The organism is Rahnella sp. BIGb0603, from assembly GCF_024808755.1.
GTDB lineage: Bacteria > Pseudomonadota > Gammaproteobacteria > Enterobacterales > Enterobacteriaceae > Rahnella > Rahnella contaminans.
On sequence record NZ_JANUEX010000013.1, the window covers coordinates 57,513 to 77,897 of the forward strand.

A 20,385-nucleotide genomic window follows, 5' to 3' on the forward strand; every position below is an offset into this window, starting at 1 on the left:
TTAACCGGCCTCCTTATCGAGCAGTGTTTTTACCTGTTCAGGAAGAATGTCCGCCATTTGATTCCCGGATAGCGGGCGGCAAATAAACTGATTCTTCCCATATCCCCCGATCAGCCCAGGATCTGTCGGGCCGTAAAGCGTGATATTTGGGCGATCCAGTGCGGCAGTCAGATGACTCAGGCCGGTATCGACTGAAACGACAGCCTTTGCCCCTGCCAACACTTCGGCCACATTTTGCAGGCTTAATTTGGGTAATACTTCAACGAAAGGGAAACCTTCTGCAAGTCGCAGCGCACGCTGATATTCGTGTTCCGCGCCCCACGGCAGTTTGATACGGATATTCTGCGTACTGAGCAGGCCAATCAGTTCGCGCCAGTGCTCTTCAGGCCAGTGTTTATCAGCGCGAGTAGTGGCGTGAAGGAAGACCAGATACTGACCAGCATCTTGCGATGGATGTGAAAGGAAGCGTGCGGCGATGGCGTAGTCGCCCTGAGTCGCCGGCTTTTGATAGCCCAAACTTTTTGCGAAAAGCTCACGGGTGCGTTCGACAGCATGCTGTTTTTTATCGATCTCGTGACGTTGATTGTAAAACCAGCTGGCAAAAGGCTCGCGGGCACTTTTGCAATCCTGACCGTGCTTTTCGCCTTTTGCGACACGGGTAATCAGTGCCGCGCTTTTGATCAGGCCTTGTGCGTCGATGACGGCATCGTAAGTTCGTGACTGCACTTCACGTTTGAAATCACAACGTTGCTGGCGGGTTTCGGAACCAAACCAGTTTTTGCGCCAGCGCCGGATGGCTACCGGGATAACGCGGTCTACCGCCGGATGCCATCCGGGAATTTGAGTGAAACCTTCCTCCACGACCCAGTCAAACCGGATCCCAGGGATAGCCTGCATGGCATCCGTCAGTGCCGGGAGAGTATGCAGGACGTCACCCATTGACGATGTTTTGACGATGAGAACCCGCATTACTGCTCCTTCCCTGAATTCAGTAGCTGACTTAATTCCTGATAGACCTGTTCTGGCTGAATATCGATCAGACTCTGGTGGTAGCCTTCTTCGGCATCGCCTTTGCGGACTTTATGATAGCCGGTGATGAGGCGGATAACTTTGGCCCGATGACTGAGCGGCGGGGTGAAATCCGGGCTGCTCGGCCCGTACAGAGCAACCAGCGGTTTATCCAGCGCGGCCGCTACATGCATCAGCCCTGAGTCATTGCTGACGACGGCCTGACAGGCGGCAATCATTACAACAGCCTGATCCAGCGACGTTTTACCCGCCAGATTCAGGCAGAAAGGCTGGGCGCCTTCCGTCAGAGACTGGCGTATTTGTTCGCCCGCCTGATGGTCTTTCGCAGAACCAAAGAGCACCACCTGCTGGCCTTCGCCAATCAGTTTTTCGGCAAGAGCGGCGTAATGATAGTGCGGCCAGCGCTTTGCCGGGCCAAATTCTGCACCCGGACAAAAGCCCACAAGCGGCCTGTTATCGCTGACGGCAAATGAGATTTTAACCGCCGCCACTTCCGCTTCTGACACCTGTAATTTCGGCCAGAGAATCGGCTGCGGCAGGTCGGCAGCGGTGCGGATTTGTTGCGCGTCGTAGCCCAGCGCGGCATAGCGCTGAACCATCAGAGGAAAGGCGGCTTTATCGAGAACACGCAGGTCATTGAGCAGGCCATAACGCATTTCGCCACGCCAGCCGGTACGCTGAGGAATGCGGGCAAAGAACGGAACCAGTGCTGATTTGAACGAGTTAGGTAGCACGAAGGCGCGCTGATATTGTTCGCCACGAAGTGAAATGCCCAGACGGCGACGCTCACCGAGTTCCAGAGCACCGTGGCCTAACGGCATCGGCAGAGCCTGACGCACCTCCGGCATCCGGTCGAGTAAAGGACGGCACCATGCAGGTGCCATCACGTCGATTTGCGCTTCCGGATGCGCTGCTTTCAGCGTGCGGTAGAGACTTTGTGACATCATCATGTCACCGACCCATGACGGCCCAATTACCAGTATTTTCATACCGTTAATCCATTCCTCAATCAGCGGACTTATACTGTGCGGTTAAGCCAGCTCATGTATTCCGTTACGCCTTCAGCAACCGTTTTGAACGGTTTGTCGTAACCGGCGTTACGCAGCGCGGTCATATCGGCCTGTGTAAAGGACTGATAACGGCCTTTCAGTTTTTCCGGGAAAGGAATGTATTCGATATCGCCAGATTTGTGGTAAGCAACGACGGCATCCGCAACGGCCTGGAAGGATTCTGAACGGCCCGTCCCGCAGTTGAAAATACCGGAAATACCGTTCTGCCAGAACCACAGGTTCACGGCGGCTACGTCACCCACGTAGATGAAATCGCGTTTGAAACCTTCGCTGCCTGAGAACAATTTCGGATTTTCACCGGCTTTGATCTGATTGTTCAGGTGGAACGCAACGCTGGCCATACTGCCTTTATGGCCTTCACGCGGCCCGTAGACGTTGAAGTAACGGAAACCACAAATTTGTGAATCCGCATGAGGCAGGATTTCGCGAACATACTGGTCAAACAGGAACTTGGAGTAACCGTAGACGTTCAGCGGTTGTTCGTATTTACGGTCTTCTACAAAGCTGGTGCTCTGGCTGCCATAAGTGGCGGCAGAAGAGGCGTAAAGGAAAGGAATGCTGCGATCCAGGCAATAGTGCAGGATATCTTTTGAATACTGATAGTTGTTATCCATCATGTATTTGCCGTCCCACTCGGTGGTGGACGAACAGGCGCCTTCGTGGAAAATGGCGTCAATATCACCCAAATCGTCGCCTGCTACGATGCTGGCAATAAAATCTTCTTTGTCACAATAATCCGCAATATCCAGATCAACCAGATTGACGAATTTGGTGCCGTCTTTCAGGTTATCAACCACCAAAATATCGCGGTATCCCATATCATTGAGCGATTTAATAATATTGCTGCCGATAAAACCAGCACCGCCAGTGACGATAATCATGGGATCCACCTTTAATCATTTTAAGAACCGCGCACCATGCGCAGCCTGTAATTGGGTAATATCATAACACTTCATTATGAAGCTCACATTGGGAAGGTGTCCGATAACACGCATTCTTGTGTTTCAGACCGTAAGGCGTGAACTATGCTGCAAAACAAAGATATTGTGAGCAGTTCCATCGTTATTTCATATCCAGATCAGTAATGTATTCCGTGAATGAGTCATTTCAGGAGAATACTGTATGTCTGTTTCGTTTTATCGGCAGTTGGAAGACCAGCTTGATCAGGCGCGGGCTGATGGATTGTTTAAAGAAGAACGCATTTTAACGACGCCTCAGCAAGCCGAAGTGTCTGTCGCGGGCGGTAAGCCGGTCATCAATTTCTGTGCGAATAACTATCTTGGATTAGCGAATCATCCGGAGCTGATCCGGGCCGCGAAAGAGGGGCTCGACAGCCATGGTTTTGGTATGGCGTCGGTGCGTTTTATCTGCGGTACACAAGATGCCCATAAAGAACTCGAACATCGTCTGGCTGATTTTCTCGGTATGGACGACGCAATCCTCTATTCCTCCTGTTTTGATGCTAATGGTGGTTTATTCGAAACGCTGCTGGGTGAGGAAGACGCCATTATTTCGGATGCACTTAACCACGCATCAATAATCGATGGCGTCCGGTTGTGCAAAGCGAAACGCTATCGCTATGCCAACAATAATATGGACGAACTCGAAGCCCGCTTACAGCAGGCGAAAGATGACGGTGCCCGGCATATTCTGGTCGCAACCGACGGCGTATTTTCCATGGATGGTGTAATTGCTAACCTGAAAGGTGTTTGCGATCTGGCGGAACGTTTTGATGCGCTGGTTATGGTCGATGATTCCCATGCTGTCGGTTTTGTCGGTACCGAAGGACGCGGTACTCATGAATATTGTGACGTGATGGGGCGGGTAGATATCATCACCGGTACGCTCGGCAAAGCGCTGGGCGGCGCTTCCGGCGGTTATACCGCAGCACGTCAGGAAGTCATTGACTGGTTACGCCAGCGTTCACGTCCTTATCTTTTCTCCAATTCTTTAGCGCCTTCGATTGTTTCCGCCTCGCTGAAAGTCCTCTCCATGCTCGAGGAAGGCAGTGAACTGCGCGAACGGTTGCTCAGTAATGCCAAACTGTTCCGTGAAAAAATGACCGCAGCAGGCTTCACGCTGGCCGGCGCCGATCACGCCATCATTCCTGTCATGCTCGGCGAAGCCCGTTTAGCGCAAGAATTTGCCGCGCTTTTGCAGCAGGAAGGCATCTATGTCACCGGTTTCTTTTATCCGGTAGTGCCGCAAGGGCAGGCGCGTATCCGTACTCAGATGTCTGCGGCGCACAGCACGGAACAAATCGAAAAGGCGGTTGAAGCCTTTACCCGTATTGGCAAAAAACTTGGCGTGATCGCCTGAGGAGTTTTCATGAAAGCCTTAGCAAAACTCAAACGTGAAGAAGGCATCTGGATGACGGATGCGCCGGTACCGGAAATGGGCCATAACGATTTGCTGATCAAAATCCGCAAAACCGCTATCTGCGGAACGGATGTCCATATTTATAACTGGGATGCATGGTCGCAGAAAACGATCCCCGTACCGATGGTGGTAGGGCATGAATACGTTGGCGAAGTTGTCGGCATTGGCCAGGAAGTTAAAGGCTTCAGCATCGGCGATCGGGTTTCCGGTGAAGGCCATATCACCTGCGGGCATTGCCGTAACTGCCGGGGCGGTCGCACGCACTTATGCCGAAATGCGCAGGGCGTCGGGGTCAACCGTCCGGGCGCTTTCGCGGAATATCTGGTTTTGCCTGCATTCAATGCGTTCAAAATTCCGGACAATATTTCTGATGATCTGGCGGCTATTTTCGACCCGCTGGGCAATGCGGTGCATACCGCGCTGTCTTTTGATCTCGTCGGTGAAGATGTGCTGATAAGCGGTGCCGGTCCTATTGGGATTATGGCCGCCGCGATTTGCAAACACGTAGGCGCGCGCCATGTGGTGATCACCGACATGAATGAATACAGGCTGGAGCTGGCGCGAAAAATGGGCGTGACAAGGGCGGTCAATGTCAGTCAGCAAAGCCTGCCGGACGTCATGGAAGAACTCGGAATGACAGAAGGGTTTGACGTCGGACTGGAAATGTCCGGCGCACCGGCGGCGTTTCGCAGCATGCTCAGTGCCATGAATCATGGCGGACGGATTGCCATGCTCGGCATTCCTTCCACAGAAATGGCCATCGACTGGAATCAGGTGATTTTCAAGGGGCTGTTTATCAAAGGGATCTATGGCCGGGAAATGTTTGAAACCTGGTACAAAATGGCGGCGCTAATTCAGTCAGGGTTAGATCTCACGCCGTTGATTACTCACCATTTCCCGATAGACGAATTCCAGAAAGGGTTTGATGCAATGCGGTCCGGCCACTCAGGAAAAGTGATTTTGGACTGGTAGTATGGGTTGGTCGTACTGATGTGCGGGGCCTCTTGTGTCAAAGAGGCCCTGAAGTGTTATTTTTGAGGCGCAATAGTTGGCTCTGCTACCACCGGCGCAGCGGTTGGTTTCTCAACAAAGCTGACCCAAACCCCATATTGCCGCTCTACGAACTGAATGGCTGGCAGCGATTGCAGGCTTTCTCCCACGGCGTTAAACAGGCTGCCGGCGTAAACGGGTTGGACAGGATGTTTGATCTTGCACTGGCTGATGCCTTTGCGTGATGGTTTGGCAGACGGGATATTCACCGGTTTGCCCGAAGGCGCGCTGCGCTGGGCTTCATCTAACAAATCACTTGGGCGCACCAGCACAATATCTGACGGTAAATTTGGCAGCATTTGTTGCAGCACTTTTACCGTCGTCGGATGCGGGTGGCCGATGGCAATGGCATAACCATTTTTGCGGGCTAACTGAATCGCGCGCTCGAACTGGCGGCGGATTTCGGCTTCATTTTGCACATCATCTAAAAAGACGTTGCGCTTGATGACTTTCACGCGGGTGCCTTGAGCGGCTTTCATGGACTGCGTGTTGCCGATGGTCATGCTGTCGAGAAAGAACAGGTTATGAGCATTCATCGCCTGCATGACGTTTTCCATCCCCGTCAGGCTTGAGGTCATTGCGCTACCCATATGATTGTTGATACCAATCGCGTACGGAATGTTACTGATGGCCTGATCGACAATACGCTTCACCTCTGCGGCACTCATGGACGGTGTCAGCGTATTTCTTTCCAGTGGCTGCTTACTGAGCGGCGCCATCGGCAGGTGGATCAGAATTTCGCGGCCCTGCTGATGTGCCTTGTTCATCATCATTTGCGAATCTGGCGCATTGGGGAAAATCGCGACCGATACCGCTTTAGGCATCTGAAGTACCTGGTTTTCCTCATGCTGGCGATAACCAAAGTCATCAATCAGGATGGATAATTTCGCTGCCTGAACCTGACAAACGAAAAACGCAGTACCACAAAGGGCAGCTAAAACGGACTTTTTATATCGCAATGCTATCTTCCCAACCACGGCTGTGGATTGACTGCCTGGCCCTGACGACGAATTTCAAAATACAGCGATGGCTGGCCTTGTCCGCCACTGTTTCCCACTTTCGCGATGGCCTGACCGGTTCTCACCTGATCGCCGACGCTGACCAGTGCGTCCTGGTTGTAACCGTACAGACTCATATCACCCTTGCCGTGGTCGATAACCACAACCAGACCGTAGCCTTGTAACCAGTCCGCCAGAATGACACGTCCGTCGGCGATAGCCCGGACATCACTGCCTTCGCGAGCTGAAATGACAATGCCTTTCCAGCGTAGTTCACCCTGTAGTTGTTCGCCGAAGCGATGTATCAACGAACCGTTAACTGGCCACATATTCTGTCCGGATGGTCTTCCCAGGCCGCCGGTACGCGCCATCAGTGATTGCTCACTTTGGGTCGGTTTATAGGTGGTGCCAGTTTTCTTCGCCTGCTGTTCTTTCGCCCGGACGGCGGCGGCTTCGCGCGCTTCCTTCTCGGCGCGGGCTTTTGCTGCACGTTCAGCGGCGGCAATTTTATTCTGCAGACTGGCTTCGTTGGCGCGCAACTCTGTCAGGCTTTGCTCATCTTTTTGCAATGAGGATTCCAGCGCCGTCAGCGTTTGTTTTCGCGCAGAACGAGCCTGCTCAAGTTTTTGTTGCTGCGCCTGCTGCTCGCCTAACAGGCTTTTTTGCTGAGTTTCTTTCGATTGCAGGGAAACCCGCTGTTCTGCCAGTTTTGTACGCGTTTGTTTGAGTTCTTCGATGGTTTTCTGGCGGGCTTCATTCAGATAGCCAAAATAGGCCATGATGCGTTCGCTGCGCTCGGTCTCTTCACCGCTTAACAGCAGTTGCAGGCCTTTATGCTGGCCGATTCGGAATGCGGCATCCAGCTGCTTTGCAAGTATAGCTTCCTGCGTTTTCTGCTGTTTTTGCAATTTATCGATAGAGGCATTCAGCCCGGCGATATCTTTGTTCAGCGTCGCCAGTGTCGACTGTGTCCCGCGCAACTGAGTGCTGGCGGAAGCAATGGTTTTTTCCTGAGCCTGCAACTGTTGCAGCAACGTTCCGCGCTGCTGTTTCTGCTGCTTTACGCTTTTCTCTTTTTCCGCAATGTTCTGCTGAATGGTTTTGAGCTGATCTTTGTTTTCGTCAGCGTGCACACTCACGGAGAGGGTTAACAATGAAGCGCAAAGTAATAAGGCTGGAGATGGGAAGGCAGATACGGCCTTGTCCTGAGCGGAAAGGCGGGTTCTCATCAGGCTGAAATGAATGAATTTGCTCAAACTTTTTTCCGCTTGTCGACCGTGGATGATAGACAATATGGCTGTCCCTTATCTTATCGTAACACTAATCAACCGGCTGATGCACAAACAAAAAAAGCGTACCAGCCTGCGCTGATACGCCTTAAATTCGCTTTCTTAACGGAAATTAACGCGCAATAAACAGCGGTTTGCCGCTCATTTCGGCCGGGATTTCCATCCCCATCAGGGAGAGCATAGTCGGCGCAATATCAGACAATTTCCCGCCTTCGATTGCTTGCGCGTTGCCACCCACGTAAATCAGCGGAACCGGCAGACTGGTATGTGCTGTGTGCGCCTGGCCGGTTGCCGGGTCACGCATCTGTTCCGCGTTACCGTGGTCGGCGGTGATCAGCAACTGGCCACCGGCGGCTTTCACGGCATCAACAACCTGGGCAACACAATGATCCAGTGCTTCTACTGCGTTGACGGCAGCATCATAAACGCCGGTATGTCCGACCATATCGCCGTTCGGGTAGTTACAGATAATCGCGTCATATTTGCCACTGGCGATCGCACCCAGCAATTTATCGGTCAGTTCTGCTGAACTCATTTCCGGTTGCAGGTCATAGGTCGCGACATTTGGTGATTTCACCAGTATGCGGTCTTCACCTTCAAACGCATCTTCCATGCCGCCATTGAAGAAGAAGGTTACGTGCGCATATTTCTCAGTTTCGGAGATACGAAGCTGAGTTTTCTTATGCGCCATCAGCCATTCGCCCAGCGTGTTTTTCAATGATGCAGGCGGATACGCGCATGCAGCTTTAATATCAGCGGCGTATTCCGTCAGCATGATGAAATCGCCGAAGCTGATCACTTTTTCGCGGGCAAAACCGTCGAAGTCGGTGTTGATGAAGGCCCGGGTGATTTCACGCGCACGGTCAGCCCGGAAGTTCATGAAGATCATCGCGTCGCCGTCATTGATTGCCGCGGTTTCTTCGCCGGCAGCCTGCAACACAGTCGGTTTCACGAACTCATCATTTTCGTCACGGGCGTAAGCGGCCTGTAAGCCTGCCAGAGCGTTATCTGCGGTGAATGCGCCTTTGGCCTGAGACATCAGGTCATAAGCCAGTTGCACACGATCCCAGCGGTTGTCGCGGTCCATTGAATAATAACGACCGACGATAGATGCGATGCGTCCGGTGCCGATTTCTGCAAACTTCTCTGAGAAACGTTTTAACGCGGCTTCAGCGCTGCGCGGAGGCGTGTCGCGGCCATCCAGGAATGCGTGCAGATATATGGCTTTTGCGCCACGGCGGTGAGCCAGTTCGACCATCGCCATAATGTGATCTTCGTGGCTGTGAACGCCACCCGCGGACAGCAGACCCATAATGTGAACGGCTTTGCCCGCGCTGATTGCGCGATCAACCGCGCCGGTCAGTACGCTATTATTAAAGAAGTCGCCTTCTTTGATTTCTTTATCAAGGCGGGTGAGATCCTGATAAACGATACGGCCTGCGCCTAAATTAACATGGCCCACTTCGGAGTTGCCCATCTGACCATCAGGCAAGCCTACGTCAAGGCCTGACGCAGCAATCAGGGTGTGAGGCTGAGTCGCCCACAGCTTATCCATGACCGGGGTTTTTGCATTCAGAATCGCGTTATCTTGTTGTTCTTCGCGAAATCCGTAGCCATCAAGAATAACCAGAACCATCGGTTTTTTATTGCTCGACATGTCAATTGACCTCAATTTGAAAGATGAAATGCTCAATAGGCTCGCCAGCTCGATGTGAAAAAACAGGCGTGGCTAAGTGCATTTAAGCGGGCTGATTTTACCCCAGCGCTGAAAGGGGAATAGCCGTGGGAGATCAAAGATGGAGCGCGGCGGGAGTTAACTTTCGGCATAAAGGCGTGTTAATTTTTCGGGATGTGCCGCAGTTTGTGGCATTAGCCCGCGCATACTGGCTGTATTTGCGCCGACGCGCAGGTATACTCTGAAGCCTTGAATTTTCCCCCAACTGACGGGAGTTGCTACACCCCATGCAAGATATTATGCCATTCATCAGTGCGCATCCGGTTCTCAGCCTGGCGTGGGTTGCGTTACTGATTGCAGTAATTGTGACCACCTTTAAAACACGTTTTTCTAAAGTGAAAGAGATCACGCGTGGCGAAGCTACCCGCCTGATCAACAAAGAAGATGCTGTTGTTGTCGATGTTCGCGCGCGTGAAGAATTCCGCAAAGGCCACATCGCAGAATCCCAAAATGTGCTGAGTGCAGACATTAAAAACAATAATCTGGGCGAACTGAGCAAGCACAAAGCGCAACCGGTTATCGTTGTCTGTGCCACCGGCCAGACTTCCCGCACGGCGGCAGAAGGCCTGATCGCAGCAGGTTTCGAACGTGTTTTCACGTTGAAAGAAGGTATCAGCGGCTGGAGCGGTGAAAACCTGCCTTTAGTTCGCGGTAAGTAAGATTCAGACCCCGTCGCAACGGCACTAAAATCTACGACCCAGAGGTGGAACCCATGGCTAAAATTGAAATCTATACCAAGGCAACCTGTCCTTACTGCCATCGTGCGAAAGCCCTGCTCAATAGCAAAGGCGCTTCATTTGATGAAATCGCTATTGATGGTGACGCAGATACGCGTGAAAAAATGATCGCCCGCAGCGGTCATTCGACTGTTCCTCAGATTTTTATCGACGGGCAGCACGTGGGCGGTTGCGATGATTTACATGCACTTGATGCGCGTGGTGGCCTTGACCCGTTACTGGGTTAATGCCGCAAGCCGCGTATTTTCATTAAGTGTTTAAAAGGACTATTAACCCGAGGGTACTACTCACATGTCAGAACAAAACAACACCGAGATGGCTTTCCAGATCCAACGTATTTACACCAAAGATATTTCTTTCGAAGCGCCAAATGCTCCTCAGGTTTTCCAGCAGGACTGGCAGCCGGAAGTGAAACTGGATCTTGATACGGCTTCCAGCCAGCTCGCTGAAGGCGTATACGAAGTCGTCTTGCGTGTGACCGTAACTTCTTCACTGGGTGACGAAACTGCATTCCTGTGCGAAGTTCAACAGGGTGGTATCTTCACTATCTCCGGTATCGATGGCAACCAGATGGCACATTGCCTGGGTGCGTACTGCCCGAACATCCTGTTCCCGTATGCGCGTGAGTGCATCACCAGCCTGGTTTCACGCGGTACCTTCCCGCAACTGAACCTGGCACCTGTTAACTTCGACGCTCTGTTCATGAACTATCTGCAACAGCAAGCTGAAGGCGAAGGTGCTGAACCGCATCAGGATGCCTGATGAAAACCGTCAATGCGTCAATGACTGTTATCGGTGCCGGATCTTACGGCACCGCTTTAGCGATTACTCTCGCCAGAAATGGCCATCCCGTTGTGCTCTGGGGACACAATCCCGACCACATCAATGCCTTACAACAAGCCCGTTGTAATCAGGAATTCCTTCCTGATGTTCCGTTCCCCGATAATCTTCTGCTCGAAACCAATCTGTCTGTCGCATTAGCGGCCAGCCGCAATGTGCTGGTTGTCGTGCCGAGCCATGTATTTGGCGACGTATTGCGTCAGCTGAAACCGCATTTGCGGGCCGATGCGCGCGTAGTGTGGGCGACGAAAGGGCTTGAGGCGGAAACCGGACGTTTGTTGCAGGATGTTGCGCGTGAAGAGCTGGGTGATGCCATTCCGCTGGCCGTAGTTTCCGGGCCGACGTTTGCCAAGGAGCTGGCTGCCGGGATGCCGACAGCGATTTCGCTGGCTGCCACCGATGCGAGCTTCGCTGAAGATCTTCAGCAGTTGCTGCATTGCGGCAAGAGTTTCCGGGTTTACAGCAATCCTGATTTTATCGGAGTACAGCTTGGCGGCGCGATTAAAAACGTCATCGCTATTGGTGCCGGTATGTCCGATGGGATTGGCTTCGGTGCGAATGCCCGAACTGCGCTGATCACCCGTGGTCTGGCCGAAATGACCCGTCTCGGCTCCGCACTGGGTGCTGATCCTGCGACATTTATGGGCATGGCGGGGCTGGGCGATTTGGTGTTAACCTGCACGGACAATCAGTCACGTAACCGTCGTTTCGGCATTATGCTGGGACAGGGCAAAGATGTTCAGACTGCTCAGGACACTATCGGTCAGGTTGTTGAAGGCTATCGCAACACGAAAGAAGTACGGGCGCTGGCTCAGCGTAATAACGTTGAGATGCCTATTACGGAACAGATTTACCAGGTGTTGTACTGCGGTAAAGATGCCCGTGAAGCGGCCATCAGTCTGCTTGCCCGTGCGAGCAAGGACGAAAAACACAGCCACTGAAAGGCGACATGAAGCATAGCCACCTTGTTGGGTTTCCCGACAGGGCGGCTTTTTATTATCAAAACCTGCTAAGTCGTAAGGAAAAGTGATGTCGCTAGAAGAATTAGAACTGGTCTGGAATAACATTAAATCAGAGGCGAGAGCACTGGCTGAGTGTGAACCGATGCTGGCCAGCTTTTTCCACGCGACGTTACTCAAACATGAAACGCTGGGCAGCGCGCTGAGCTACATTCTGGCTAACAAGCTGGGCAACCCAATCATGCCGGCGATGGCGATTCGTGAAGTGGTCGAAGAAGCCTACCGCAATGACGAGCAAATGATCCTCTCCGCTGCCCGCGATATTCTGGCGGTGCATCAGCGAGATGCAGCGGTCGACAAATTCTCCACGCCATTGCTTTACCTCAAGGGTTTTCATGCGCTTCAGGCTTACCGCATCGGCAACTGGTTGTGGAAGCAGGATCGCAAAGCGCTGGCGATTTATTTCCAGAATCAGATTTCTGTCTCCTTCGGCGTGGATATTCACCCGGCGGCGCGTATTGGTTGCGGCATCATGTTTGACCACGCCACCGGGATTGTCATCGGTGAAACCGCCGTGGTTGAAAACGATGTATCGATTCTGCAATCGGTCACGCTTGGGGGGACGGGCAAAACGGTCGGCGATCGCCATCCGAAAATTCGTGAAGGCGTGATGATTGGCGCGGGAGCGAAAATTCTCGGCAATATCGAAGTGGGTGCAGGGGCAAAAATCGGGGCGGGTTCTGTGGTATTGCAATCTGTTCCGGCGCACACCACGGCGGCAGGCGTTCCTGCACGCATCGTCGGGCGGCCAGAAAGCGAACGACCTTCAATGGATATGGATCAGCATTTCAACGGTATCGCGCAGGGTTTTGAATTTGGCGACGGTATCTGACAGATTTCCGATGGCATGTTCTTGCATGCCATCGTTCATTTCATTTTTTCTCTTCCGGTTTACTCTTTGAGTAAAGCACCCGGATATCCCAGCTGGCGCCAGGCCTCGTAAACCACCACAGAAACAGCATTCGACAAGTTCATGCTGCGGCTTTCTGCGAGCATCGGAATACGGATTTTATGTCTGGCAGGCAGTGCATCCAGGATTGTAGCGGGCAGGCCGCGCGTTTCCGGGCCGAACAGCAAAAAATCATTATCCTGATAGCTGACGCCGCTGTGAGCGGGCGTGCCTTTTGTGGTCAAAGCGAACAGACGCTGCGGATTTTCGCTGCTGAGAAAAGCGTCGTAGTTTGGGTGATGTTTGATGTGAGCGAATTCGTGATAATCGAGCCCGGCACGGCGCAGGCGCTTATCGTCCCAGCCGAAACCCAGCGGTTCGATGAGGTGAAGCTGACATCCGGTGTTGGCACACAAACGGATAATATTGCCGGTATTTGGCGGGATTTCTGGTTCAAATAAAACGATGTTAAGCATGCGTCCCCCTGATAGAGGGACGCAGAATAGCAGAAACTCAACGCTGGTGCAGCGGCAGCCAGATAATCAGGCGAAGGCCACCCAGCGGGCTGTCTTCGGCTTTAACCTTACCTCTGTGCTGCTGAACGGCGGTATCCACAATCGCCAGCCCGAGGCCAGTTCCGCCTGATTCACGATCGCGAGCCTCATCAGTCCGGTAGAACGGACGGAAAATCTGTTCGCGATCTTCTTCACTGACGCCTGGGCCGTCGTCATCCACGGTAATGGTGATACCTTCGTTATCGTGAGCGAAGTTCAGCGCGATGTGATGATGTGAATAGCGCAGGGCGTTGCGCACAATGTTTTCCAGTGCGCTGTCGAGCGCTGCCGCATTGCCGATGAGTTTCCACGGGCCCGGAGGCGAGGTCACCTCAAGGGTTTTGCCCATCTGCTCAGCTTCAAACTGTGCATCATCAATCACGCCAGCCCACAATTCGTTGGCCTTCAGGGTTTCCCGCGACAGCTCATTTTTGTGCTGACTGCGCGATAACACCAGCAGGTCATTGATCATACCGTCCAGACGCTGCGCCTCATTCTCGATGCGCTGCAACTCTTTGCCTTCACCGTGGCGACGACGCATCAGCGCGGTTGCCAGCTGAAGTCGCGTCAGCGGTGTACGGAGTTCATGCGAGATATCCGAAATCAGCCGTTGTTGCGCGGTCACCATGCGTTCGAGCGCGCTGACCATCTGGTTGAAACTGGCGCCAGTCGCGAGGAACTCCTGCGGTCCGGCTTCGAGTTCCGGATGTTGTTTGAGATTTCCCCGTGCAACGTCATCTGCGGCGTTTTTCAACTTACGTGCAGGTTTCGCCAGACTCCATGCCAGCCAGAGCAGAAGCGGAGCGCTAATGAGCATTGTGACGATGAGCAAAAGAAGCGGGCGGTCAAACATCAGATTGATAAAATCAGACTGAGAGCTGCTGGCCGGACGCATCAGGTAAAGCTGATAGTTGTCCTCGCCGTCACGAACAGAAAATGGCCCCACCATTTCAACGCGGCCATATTTCTTTTTCTTCGGACGATCGGAGTTGTCAGACTGCCCGATGAAGTTACGCACGATCTGCATTTCATTGCGCTGCGCACCGATGACGCGGCCTTCGCTGGTGACCAGCAACAGGCGCTGGCCCGGCGGAGCCCATTTATCGATCGCGCGGAACAGTCTGCGCCACCACATCAGGTCATTAGCCGGATCCGTGGCGAGTTCGGCTTCGACATGTTGTTCAATCATCAGGCCTTGCCGCTGTTCGTTATCGAGCAACGGCGTAATCTGGCGAGAATCGAGTTTCGGCACCATCAATACCAACATCAGCACCAGCGCTAATGTGAACCAAAAAATGGCAAAGATGCGCGCCGTAAGGCTGTTTATCATGAAGCAGAAACCATCAGATAACCGCGTCCGCGCAAGGTTTTAAACCACGGATGTCCGTCCTGACGGTCGGGCAATTTACGGCGCAAATTAGAAATATGCATATCGATGGCACGGTCAAACGGCGTCAGACGTTTACCCAGTACTTCCTGGCTCAGATGCTCGCGTGAAACGACCTGTCCGAGATGTTTTGCCAGTAAATACAGCAGGGTAAATTCAGTCCCGGTGAGATCCAGCGCTTCACCGTTAAAACTGGCTTCCTGGCGGCCGGGGTTAAGTTGCAGCCCGTCGACTTCCAGCGTTGGCGAGCCATTATTTTCATTGGTTTGCTGCTGTTCGCTCCAGTTGGAACGGCGCAACATGGCGCGGATGCGCGCAACCAGTTCACGGTCGTTAAACGGTTTTGGCAGATAGTCATCGGCACCCAGTTCGAGGCCGAGAACACGGTCTAATTCACTGCCGCGAGCGGTTAACATAATCACTGGCGTCTGGTGGCGCTGGCGTAATTCTTTAAGGGTTTCAATGCCGTTCTTCTTCGGCATCATCACGTCAAGTAACAGAAGATCGATGGTATTATCGATTTTCTCTAATGCCTGCTCACCGTCGTAAGCCACCACAACATTAAAGCCTTCCATTTCGAGTAATTCTTTCAAAAGTGAAGTCAGTTCACGGTCATCATCAACTAACAAAATTTTATTCATTGTATTTACCTCTAGACGCAAAATACGTCATCAATTGCCGCTATTCCATGACTTTACGTACTTTTACAAGCACTGACGCTTGTTTGCAGCAGCAGGTTTAGACTGCTTTTCAATGATTCGCGATGAGCGATAAAGACTTTAGGAGTATGTGATGTTTAAGGCAGCTTCAATTGGTTTGGCCACGCTTCTGACGCTGAGTTCAGGTGTCGTTTTAGCAGATGGCGCAAAACCAGTGTCGGCGATGCCAGCAGAACATGATAGCACGTTGTTGGATAAGCCTCAGGAACGCAACACACTGTTTGATGGTGTGAATCTGACCGAGCAACAGCGCCAACAAATGCGCGACCTAATGCATCAGGCCCGTAAAGATTTGCCTCATGTAAATGTAGAACAGATGGAAACTATGCACAGGCTGGTGACCGCTGAAAAATTTAATCAGGCCGCTGTAAGGGCTCAAGCCGAATTAATGGCTCAGGAACAAGTGGACCGCCAGGTCGAAATGGCCCGCATCCGCAACCAGATGTTTAATCTTCTGTCTCCCGAGCAAAAAGATGTACTTAACCGGAAGCACGAGCAACGCATGAAAGAGATGCAAGCGCAGCTTTCTGGTTTACAACCCCCTTCTGCCCAGAAGACGAGTAGTACCAGCACGACCGAGTAAGATCCCTGTTTTTCCTTGCCATAGACACCATCCCTGTCTTCCCCCACCGAAAGGTGGGGTTTTTTTTGTCCGCAATTTGGAATTGTTTCACAAAACCGGAAATTAACAAGATGGAAATCTGCGCGTAACCAACCGGAAATATCTTGTAAAAGCCGTATGAATTAGTAAATTGCGATGTACAGAGCGTTGTATGCGTGTTCTTGCTGACTTGAATCAATTCAGCTACGGTGTTTTGTTATACTATAGGCTCAAACGCTAATAAGCCCTTTGGCTGCAAAAGTTAAATCCGCCGACGGGCAGGCTCAAGATTCTTAAGAAATTGCATCTACAAGTTCAGAGGTAGTCATGATCAAAAAAATTGGTGTACTGACAAGCGGTGGCGATGCACCGGGCATGAACGCTGCGATCCGCGGCGTTGTGCGTTCGGCGTTATCCGCAGGTTTGGAAGTTTTCGGTATTGAAGATGGCTATCTCGGCATGTACGAAAATCGCATGCGAGAACTCGACCGCTACAGCGTTTCAGACATGATCAACCGTGGCGGTACTTTCCTGGGTTCAGCGCGTTTCCCTGAATTCCGCGATCCGGACATGCGGAAAGTTGCCCTGCAAAACCTGAAAGATCGCGGTATCGACGGCCTCGTCGTTATCGGCGGTGACGGTTCTTATGCCGGTGCTGACCTGCTGACGAAAGAAGGTGGCATTCGTTGTATCGGCCTGCCAGGCACCATCGACAACGACGTTGCCGGTACTGACTACACCATCGGTTTCTTCACTGCTCTGGGTACTGTGGTTGAAGCTATCGACCGCCTGCGTGACACCTCTTCTTCACACCAGCGTATCTCTATCGTTGAAGTGATGGGCCGTTACTGCGGCGATTTGACTCTGGCTGCGGCCATTGCCGGTGGTTGCGAATTTATCGCCATCCCAGAAGTAGAATTCAAACGTGATGATCTGGTTGCTGAAATCAAAGCCGGCATCGCGAAAGGTAAAAAGCACGCTATCGTCGCCATCACTGAAAAGTTAGATGATATCGATGAGCTGGCTAAATACATCGAGAAAGAAACCTGTCGTGAAACCCGTGGCACCGTACTGGGTCACATCCAGCGTGGTGGTGCACCGGTTGCTTATGACCGTATTTTAGCGTCCCGCATGGGTGCTTACGCGGTAGACCTGCTGATGGAAGAAGGTCGTGACTACGGTAAAGGCGGTTACTGCGTCGGTGTTCAAAACGAGAAAATGGTTCACGAACTGATCTCTGTGTGTATTTCTCCTGAGAACAAGAAAAGTAAGTTCAAAGAAGACTGGTACGACACAGCTAAAAAACTGTTCTAAAAACAGCTTCTTGCCTGAATATAAGAACCTCCTTTACGGGAGGTTTTTTTTCGACCTGTTTCTGGTTATTCCAGAAAGTAATAGAAAAAAACCTTTTATTCTTTAGTTGTTTTCTTTTTCTCTGGCACGCTCTGTTCATCCAATCAAATTAATGAAATCCATAAAAACTATTTTTGGGAGAGAGTGCGATGCGTATGCGTAAATGGGGTGCAGGTCTGGCATTACTGTTGGTAGCAACCGGGGCGATTGCCAAAGACATTCAGATACTGAACGTGTCGTACGATCCAACCCGTGAGCTTTATGAACAATATAACAAAGCATTCAGTAAATACTGGCAGGGCAAAACCGGTGATACCGTGACCGTTCGCCAGTCACACGGCGGTTCAGGCAAGCAGGCAACGTCTGTCATTAACGGTATTGAAGCCGATGTCGTGACCCTCGCCCTGGCGTATGACGTAGATGCTATCGCTGAACGCGGCCGTATTGATAAAAACTGGATCACCCGCCTGCCAGACAATTCTGCCCCTTACACGTCGACCATCGTATTCCTGGTTCGCAAAGGCAACCCGAAACAAATTCACGACTGGAATGATTTGATCAAACCGGGTGTATCGATTATCACCCCGAATCCTAAAACATCAGGCGGTGCGCGCTGGAACTATCTGGCTGCGTGGGGCTATGCCCTGCATCACAACAACAATGACAAAGCGAAAGCTCAGGATTTTGTGAAAGCGCTGTATAAAAACGTGGAAGTGCTGGATTCCGGTGCCCGCGGCGCGACAAATACCTTTGTGGAACGCGGTATTGGTGATGTGCTGATTGCCTGGGAAAACGAAGCGCTGCTGGCCACCAAAGAAGTTGGAAAAGACAAGTTTGAAATCGTGACGCCAAGCGAATCGATTCTGGCAGAGCCAACGGTTTCTGTGGTGGATAAAGTGGTCGATAAGCGTGATACGCGTACCGTGGCAGAAGCTTATCTGAAGTACCTGTACTCACCGGAAGGCCAGACTATTGCAGCTGAAAACTACTATCGTCCGCGTGATCCGGTTGTTGAGAAAAAATTCGATGCTGAATTCCCTAAACTGAAACTGTTCACCATTGGTGATGTTGCAGGAACCTGGGCTCAGGCGCAGAAAGATCACTTCGCGACTGACGGGATTTTCGACCAAATCAGCAAGCGTTAATCCTGTTTTCAGGCAATAAAAAACCCCGGCAAGCCGGGGTTTTTTGCGCTCAGAAGGAACAGGCTTACGCTTGTTTTGCTTCTGCGGCCGCTTTAACGATCACAGCGAAAGCGTCAGCTTTCAGTGATGCGCCGCCAACCAGTGCGCCATCGATGTCTGGCTGAGTGAACAGTTCAGCAGCGTTAGCAGCGTTAACAGAACCGCCGTACTGGATGATAACTTGTTCAGCCACAGCAGCATCTTGTTTAGCGATGTGGTCACGGATGAATTTGTGAACGGCCTGAGCCTGAGCTGGGGTCGCTGATTTGCCTGTACCGATTGCCCAAACAGGTTCGTAAGCGATCACTGCGCCTTCGAATGCTTTCGCGCCCAGAGTGTTCAGAACAGCGTCCAGTTGCTTAGCGCATACGGCTTCAGTTTTACCGGCTTCGTTTTCTGCTTCAGTTTCACCGATGCACAGAACAGGGATCAGACCCGCTTCTTTCAGCACGCCAAATTTCTTAGCAATGAACTCGTCGCTTTCTTTGTGGTAAGTGCGGCGTTCTGAGTGACCGATGATGATGTATTTTGCACCGATATCTTTCAGCATGTCGGCAGAGATTTCACCGGTGAATGCGCCGGACAGGTTAGCATCAACGTTCTGAGCACCCAGCGCGATACGGCTGCCGGCCAGAGCGTGTTTAGCCTGTGACAGGTAAACTTCTGGTGGAGCAATTGCAACGCCACAACCTACAACGGTGCTCAGCTCGGTACGCAGAGCAGCAATCAGTTCGTTAACCATGTGGGTGCTGCCGTTAAGCTTCCAGTTACCCATCACTAATGGATGTCGCATGTTTTTTCCTCCAAAAGGGGACGCGAGTGTCGATTAAAATTTCTGCCAAACAAGCAGATTACCTGTGCAACAGTATAGAGATCATTGACCATAAAGGCTTTGCTTTTTGTCATTAAAAACCGTCATCTCAGGGCTCGGCCAGCGCCAGTTTTACCGGCTCAACGGCAAACGTCAGGCCTTTTTCGCCATTGTCTGAAATCACAAAACGCACCGCCCCAACTTCCTGTTTATAAAATTGCTGACCTTTCCCTTTTTCAATCAGGGACGTCACTCTCGCCACGCTTTGTTCCGGCGAAAGGGTGGCATCAAACTGACGCATCAGATTCGCCATATAGCTGACAGCCAGCGTGCGGGCGGCTTTCTCTTCAGGGCCCTGAATCGGCAAATAGGTAATTTGCAGCGTTTTGATTTTGCCTGTGCCTTTTTCCAGCGCGGTGGAGGCATAAAGATTTTCGTTAATTTTGCTGGCCGCGCGGGTCAGCGAGCTGTTAGCGGATTCACTGATTGCGCGGAATTCGCCGATCTGCTGGGTCGGATTCGCTTCATTGTATTTGGCGCGGAAGTTAATCAGCGTCGTTTCGAATGTCGGTGCGCCTGCCAGAAGATACGGGGCTTTCGGCATCTCTTCTGCGCCGGAATGGTCAGCCGGCGGATCGGCAAGGGCTGTGTTCTGGCCCGCGAGTATCAGTAATACGGGCAAAGCCAGTTGTAAAATCGATTTAGCAACAGTCATAGGGCGTTTCTTATTTTGTTTCAACA

The 20,385-nt window shown here is 51.9% G+C and carries 21 protein-coding genes; 10 read left to right on the forward strand and 11 right to left on the reverse strand.

Annotated features, from left to right (window positions below):
• Genes rfaC through rfaD form a run of 3 tightly spaced genes read right to left on the reverse strand, consistent with a single transcriptional unit; the run spans position 1 to position 2,980 of the window.
• Positions 1–969, reverse strand: coding sequence for a lipopolysaccharide heptosyltransferase RfaC (rfaC, locus tag M2403_RS24100; protein WP_165062011.1), 969 nt, complete (start codon positions 967–969; stop codon positions 1–3).
• The gene (rfaF, locus tag M2403_RS24105) at positions 969–2,018 is read right to left on the reverse strand and encodes an ADP-heptose--LPS heptosyltransferase RfaF (protein ID WP_208950127.1); all 1,050 of its coding nucleotides are present in this window, start codon (positions 2,016–2,018) and stop codon (positions 969–971) included. The genes rfaC and rfaF overlap by 1 nt, the downstream gene beginning before the upstream one ends.
• 29 nt (positions 2,019–2,047) lie before the next feature.
• Positions 2,048–2,980 carry an ADP-glyceromanno-heptose 6-epimerase gene (gene rfaD / locus M2403_RS24110; protein WP_259231192.1) on the reverse strand — a complete coding sequence of 311 codons (933 nt, stop codon included), beginning with the start codon at positions 2,978–2,980 and terminating at the stop codon, positions 2,048–2,050.
• 241 nt (positions 2,981–3,221) lie between these two features.
• Between rfaD and kbl the strand changes: the two genes are divergently transcribed.
• On the forward strand, positions 3,222–4,418 hold the full coding sequence (gene kbl / locus M2403_RS24115; RefSeq protein ID WP_152325000.1) for a glycine C-acetyltransferase: 1,197 nt from the start codon (positions 3,222–3,224) through the stop codon (positions 4,416–4,418).
• Between the two features lie 9 nt (positions 4,419–4,427).
• Positions 4,428–5,450, forward strand: a complete 1,023-nt coding sequence (tdh, locus tag M2403_RS24120) for an L-threonine 3-dehydrogenase (RefSeq protein WP_152325001.1) — start codon at positions 4,428–4,430, stop codon at positions 5,448–5,450.
• Between the two features lie 56 nt (positions 5,451–5,506).
• Here the strand turns inward: tdh and M2403_RS24125 are convergent, their stop codons facing one another.
• The 3 genes from M2403_RS24125 to gpmM all read right to left on the reverse strand — a co-directional run bounded on the left by M2403_RS24125 (position 5,507) and on the right by gpmM (position 9,472).
• A complete protein-coding gene (locus M2403_RS24125; protein WP_152325003.1) occupies positions 5,507–6,487 on the reverse strand; it encodes a divergent polysaccharide deacetylase family protein in 981 nt (326 codons plus the stop codon).
• A gap of 2 nt (positions 6,488–6,489) precedes the next feature.
• Positions 6,490–7,755 carry a murein hydrolase activator EnvC gene (gene envC / locus M2403_RS24130; protein WP_206739029.1) on the reverse strand — a complete coding sequence of 422 codons (1,266 nt, stop codon included), beginning with the start codon at positions 7,753–7,755 and terminating at the stop codon, positions 6,490–6,492.
• Positions 7,756–7,927: 172 nt separating this feature from the next.
• Complete coding sequence (gene gpmM, locus M2403_RS24135; RefSeq protein WP_259231196.1) at positions 7,928–9,472, reverse strand: 2,3-bisphosphoglycerate-independent phosphoglycerate mutase; 1,545 nt, start codon at positions 9,470–9,472, stop codon at positions 7,928–7,930.
• A gap of 305 nt (positions 9,473–9,777) precedes the next feature.
• Between gpmM and M2403_RS24140 the strand changes: the two genes are divergently transcribed.
• From M2403_RS24140 to cysE, 5 genes are all read left to right on the forward strand, one after another.
• The gene (locus M2403_RS24140; RefSeq protein ID WP_152325009.1) at positions 9,778–10,209 is read left to right on the forward strand and encodes a rhodanese-like domain-containing protein; all 432 of its coding nucleotides are present in this window, start codon (positions 9,778–9,780) and stop codon (positions 10,207–10,209) included.
• 53 nt (positions 10,210–10,262) lie between these two features.
• A complete protein-coding gene (gene grxC, locus M2403_RS24145) occupies positions 10,263–10,514 on the forward strand; it encodes a glutaredoxin 3 (RefSeq protein WP_152325011.1) in 252 nt (83 codons plus the stop codon).
• A 64-nt stretch (positions 10,515–10,578) separates the two neighbouring features.
• On the forward strand, positions 10,579–11,049 hold the full coding sequence (secB, locus tag M2403_RS24150; protein WP_013577602.1) for a protein-export chaperone SecB: 471 nt from the start codon (positions 10,579–10,581) through the stop codon (positions 11,047–11,049).
• Positions 11,049–12,068, forward strand: coding sequence for an NAD(P)H-dependent glycerol-3-phosphate dehydrogenase (gpsA, locus tag M2403_RS24155; RefSeq protein WP_152325012.1), 1,020 nt, complete (start codon positions 11,049–11,051; stop codon positions 12,066–12,068). Before secB ends, gpsA begins: the two co-directional genes overlap by 1 nt.
• Before the next feature lie 88 nt (positions 12,069–12,156).
• A complete protein-coding gene (gene cysE / locus M2403_RS24160) occupies positions 12,157–12,978 on the forward strand; it encodes a serine O-acetyltransferase (RefSeq protein ID WP_101079904.1) in 822 nt (273 codons plus the stop codon).
• Positions 12,979–13,037: 59 nt separating this feature from the next.
• On the opposite strand, the gene trmL is transcribed toward cysE, so the two are convergent.
• From trmL to cpxR, 3 genes are read right to left on the reverse strand one after another with little or no spacing between them, the layout of a single operon-like run.
• A complete protein-coding gene (gene trmL / locus M2403_RS24165; RefSeq protein WP_152325013.1) occupies positions 13,038–13,511 on the reverse strand; it encodes a tRNA (uridine(34)/cytosine(34)/5-carboxymethylaminomethyluridine(34)-2'-O)-methyltransferase TrmL in 474 nt (157 codons plus the stop codon).
• 37 nt (positions 13,512–13,548) lie between these two features.
• Positions 13,549–14,919 carry an envelope stress sensor histidine kinase CpxA gene (gene cpxA / locus M2403_RS24170; RefSeq protein WP_152325014.1) on the reverse strand — a complete coding sequence of 457 codons (1,371 nt, stop codon included), beginning with the start codon at positions 14,917–14,919 and terminating at the stop codon, positions 13,549–13,551.
• Positions 14,916–15,617, reverse strand: coding sequence for an envelope stress response regulator transcription factor CpxR (cpxR, locus tag M2403_RS24175; protein ID WP_013577597.1), 702 nt, complete (start codon positions 15,615–15,617; stop codon positions 14,916–14,918). Before cpxR ends, cpxA begins: the two co-directional genes overlap by 4 nt.
• Before the next feature lie 151 nt (positions 15,618–15,768).
• Between cpxR and cpxP the strand changes: the two genes are divergently transcribed.
• The 3 genes from cpxP (at position 15,769) to M2403_RS24190 (ending at position 18,794) form a co-directional block, all read left to right on the forward strand.
• A complete protein-coding gene (gene cpxP / locus M2403_RS24180; RefSeq protein ID WP_152325015.1) occupies positions 15,769–16,278 on the forward strand; it encodes a cell-envelope stress modulator CpxP in 510 nt (169 codons plus the stop codon).
• Positions 16,279–16,623: 345 nt separating this feature from the next.
• Positions 16,624–17,610, forward strand: a complete 987-nt coding sequence (gene pfkA / locus M2403_RS24185; protein ID WP_152325016.1) for a 6-phosphofructokinase — start codon at positions 16,624–16,626, stop codon at positions 17,608–17,610.
• Between the two features lie 194 nt (positions 17,611–17,804).
• Positions 17,805–18,794, forward strand: a complete 990-nt coding sequence (locus M2403_RS24190; RefSeq protein ID WP_165062058.1) for a sulfate ABC transporter substrate-binding protein — start codon at positions 17,805–17,807, stop codon at positions 18,792–18,794.
• Positions 18,795–18,858: 64 nt separating this feature from the next.
• Here the strand turns inward: M2403_RS24190 and tpiA are convergent, their stop codons facing one another.
• Positions 18,859–19,626, reverse strand: a complete 768-nt coding sequence (tpiA, locus tag M2403_RS24195; protein WP_104923984.1) for a triose-phosphate isomerase — start codon at positions 19,624–19,626, stop codon at positions 18,859–18,861.
• Between the two features lie 127 nt (positions 19,627–19,753).
• Positions 19,754–20,359, reverse strand: coding sequence for a DUF1454 family protein (locus M2403_RS24200; RefSeq protein ID WP_152325017.1), 606 nt, complete (start codon positions 20,357–20,359; stop codon positions 19,754–19,756).
• Between the last annotated feature and the right edge of the window lie 26 nt (positions 20,360–20,385).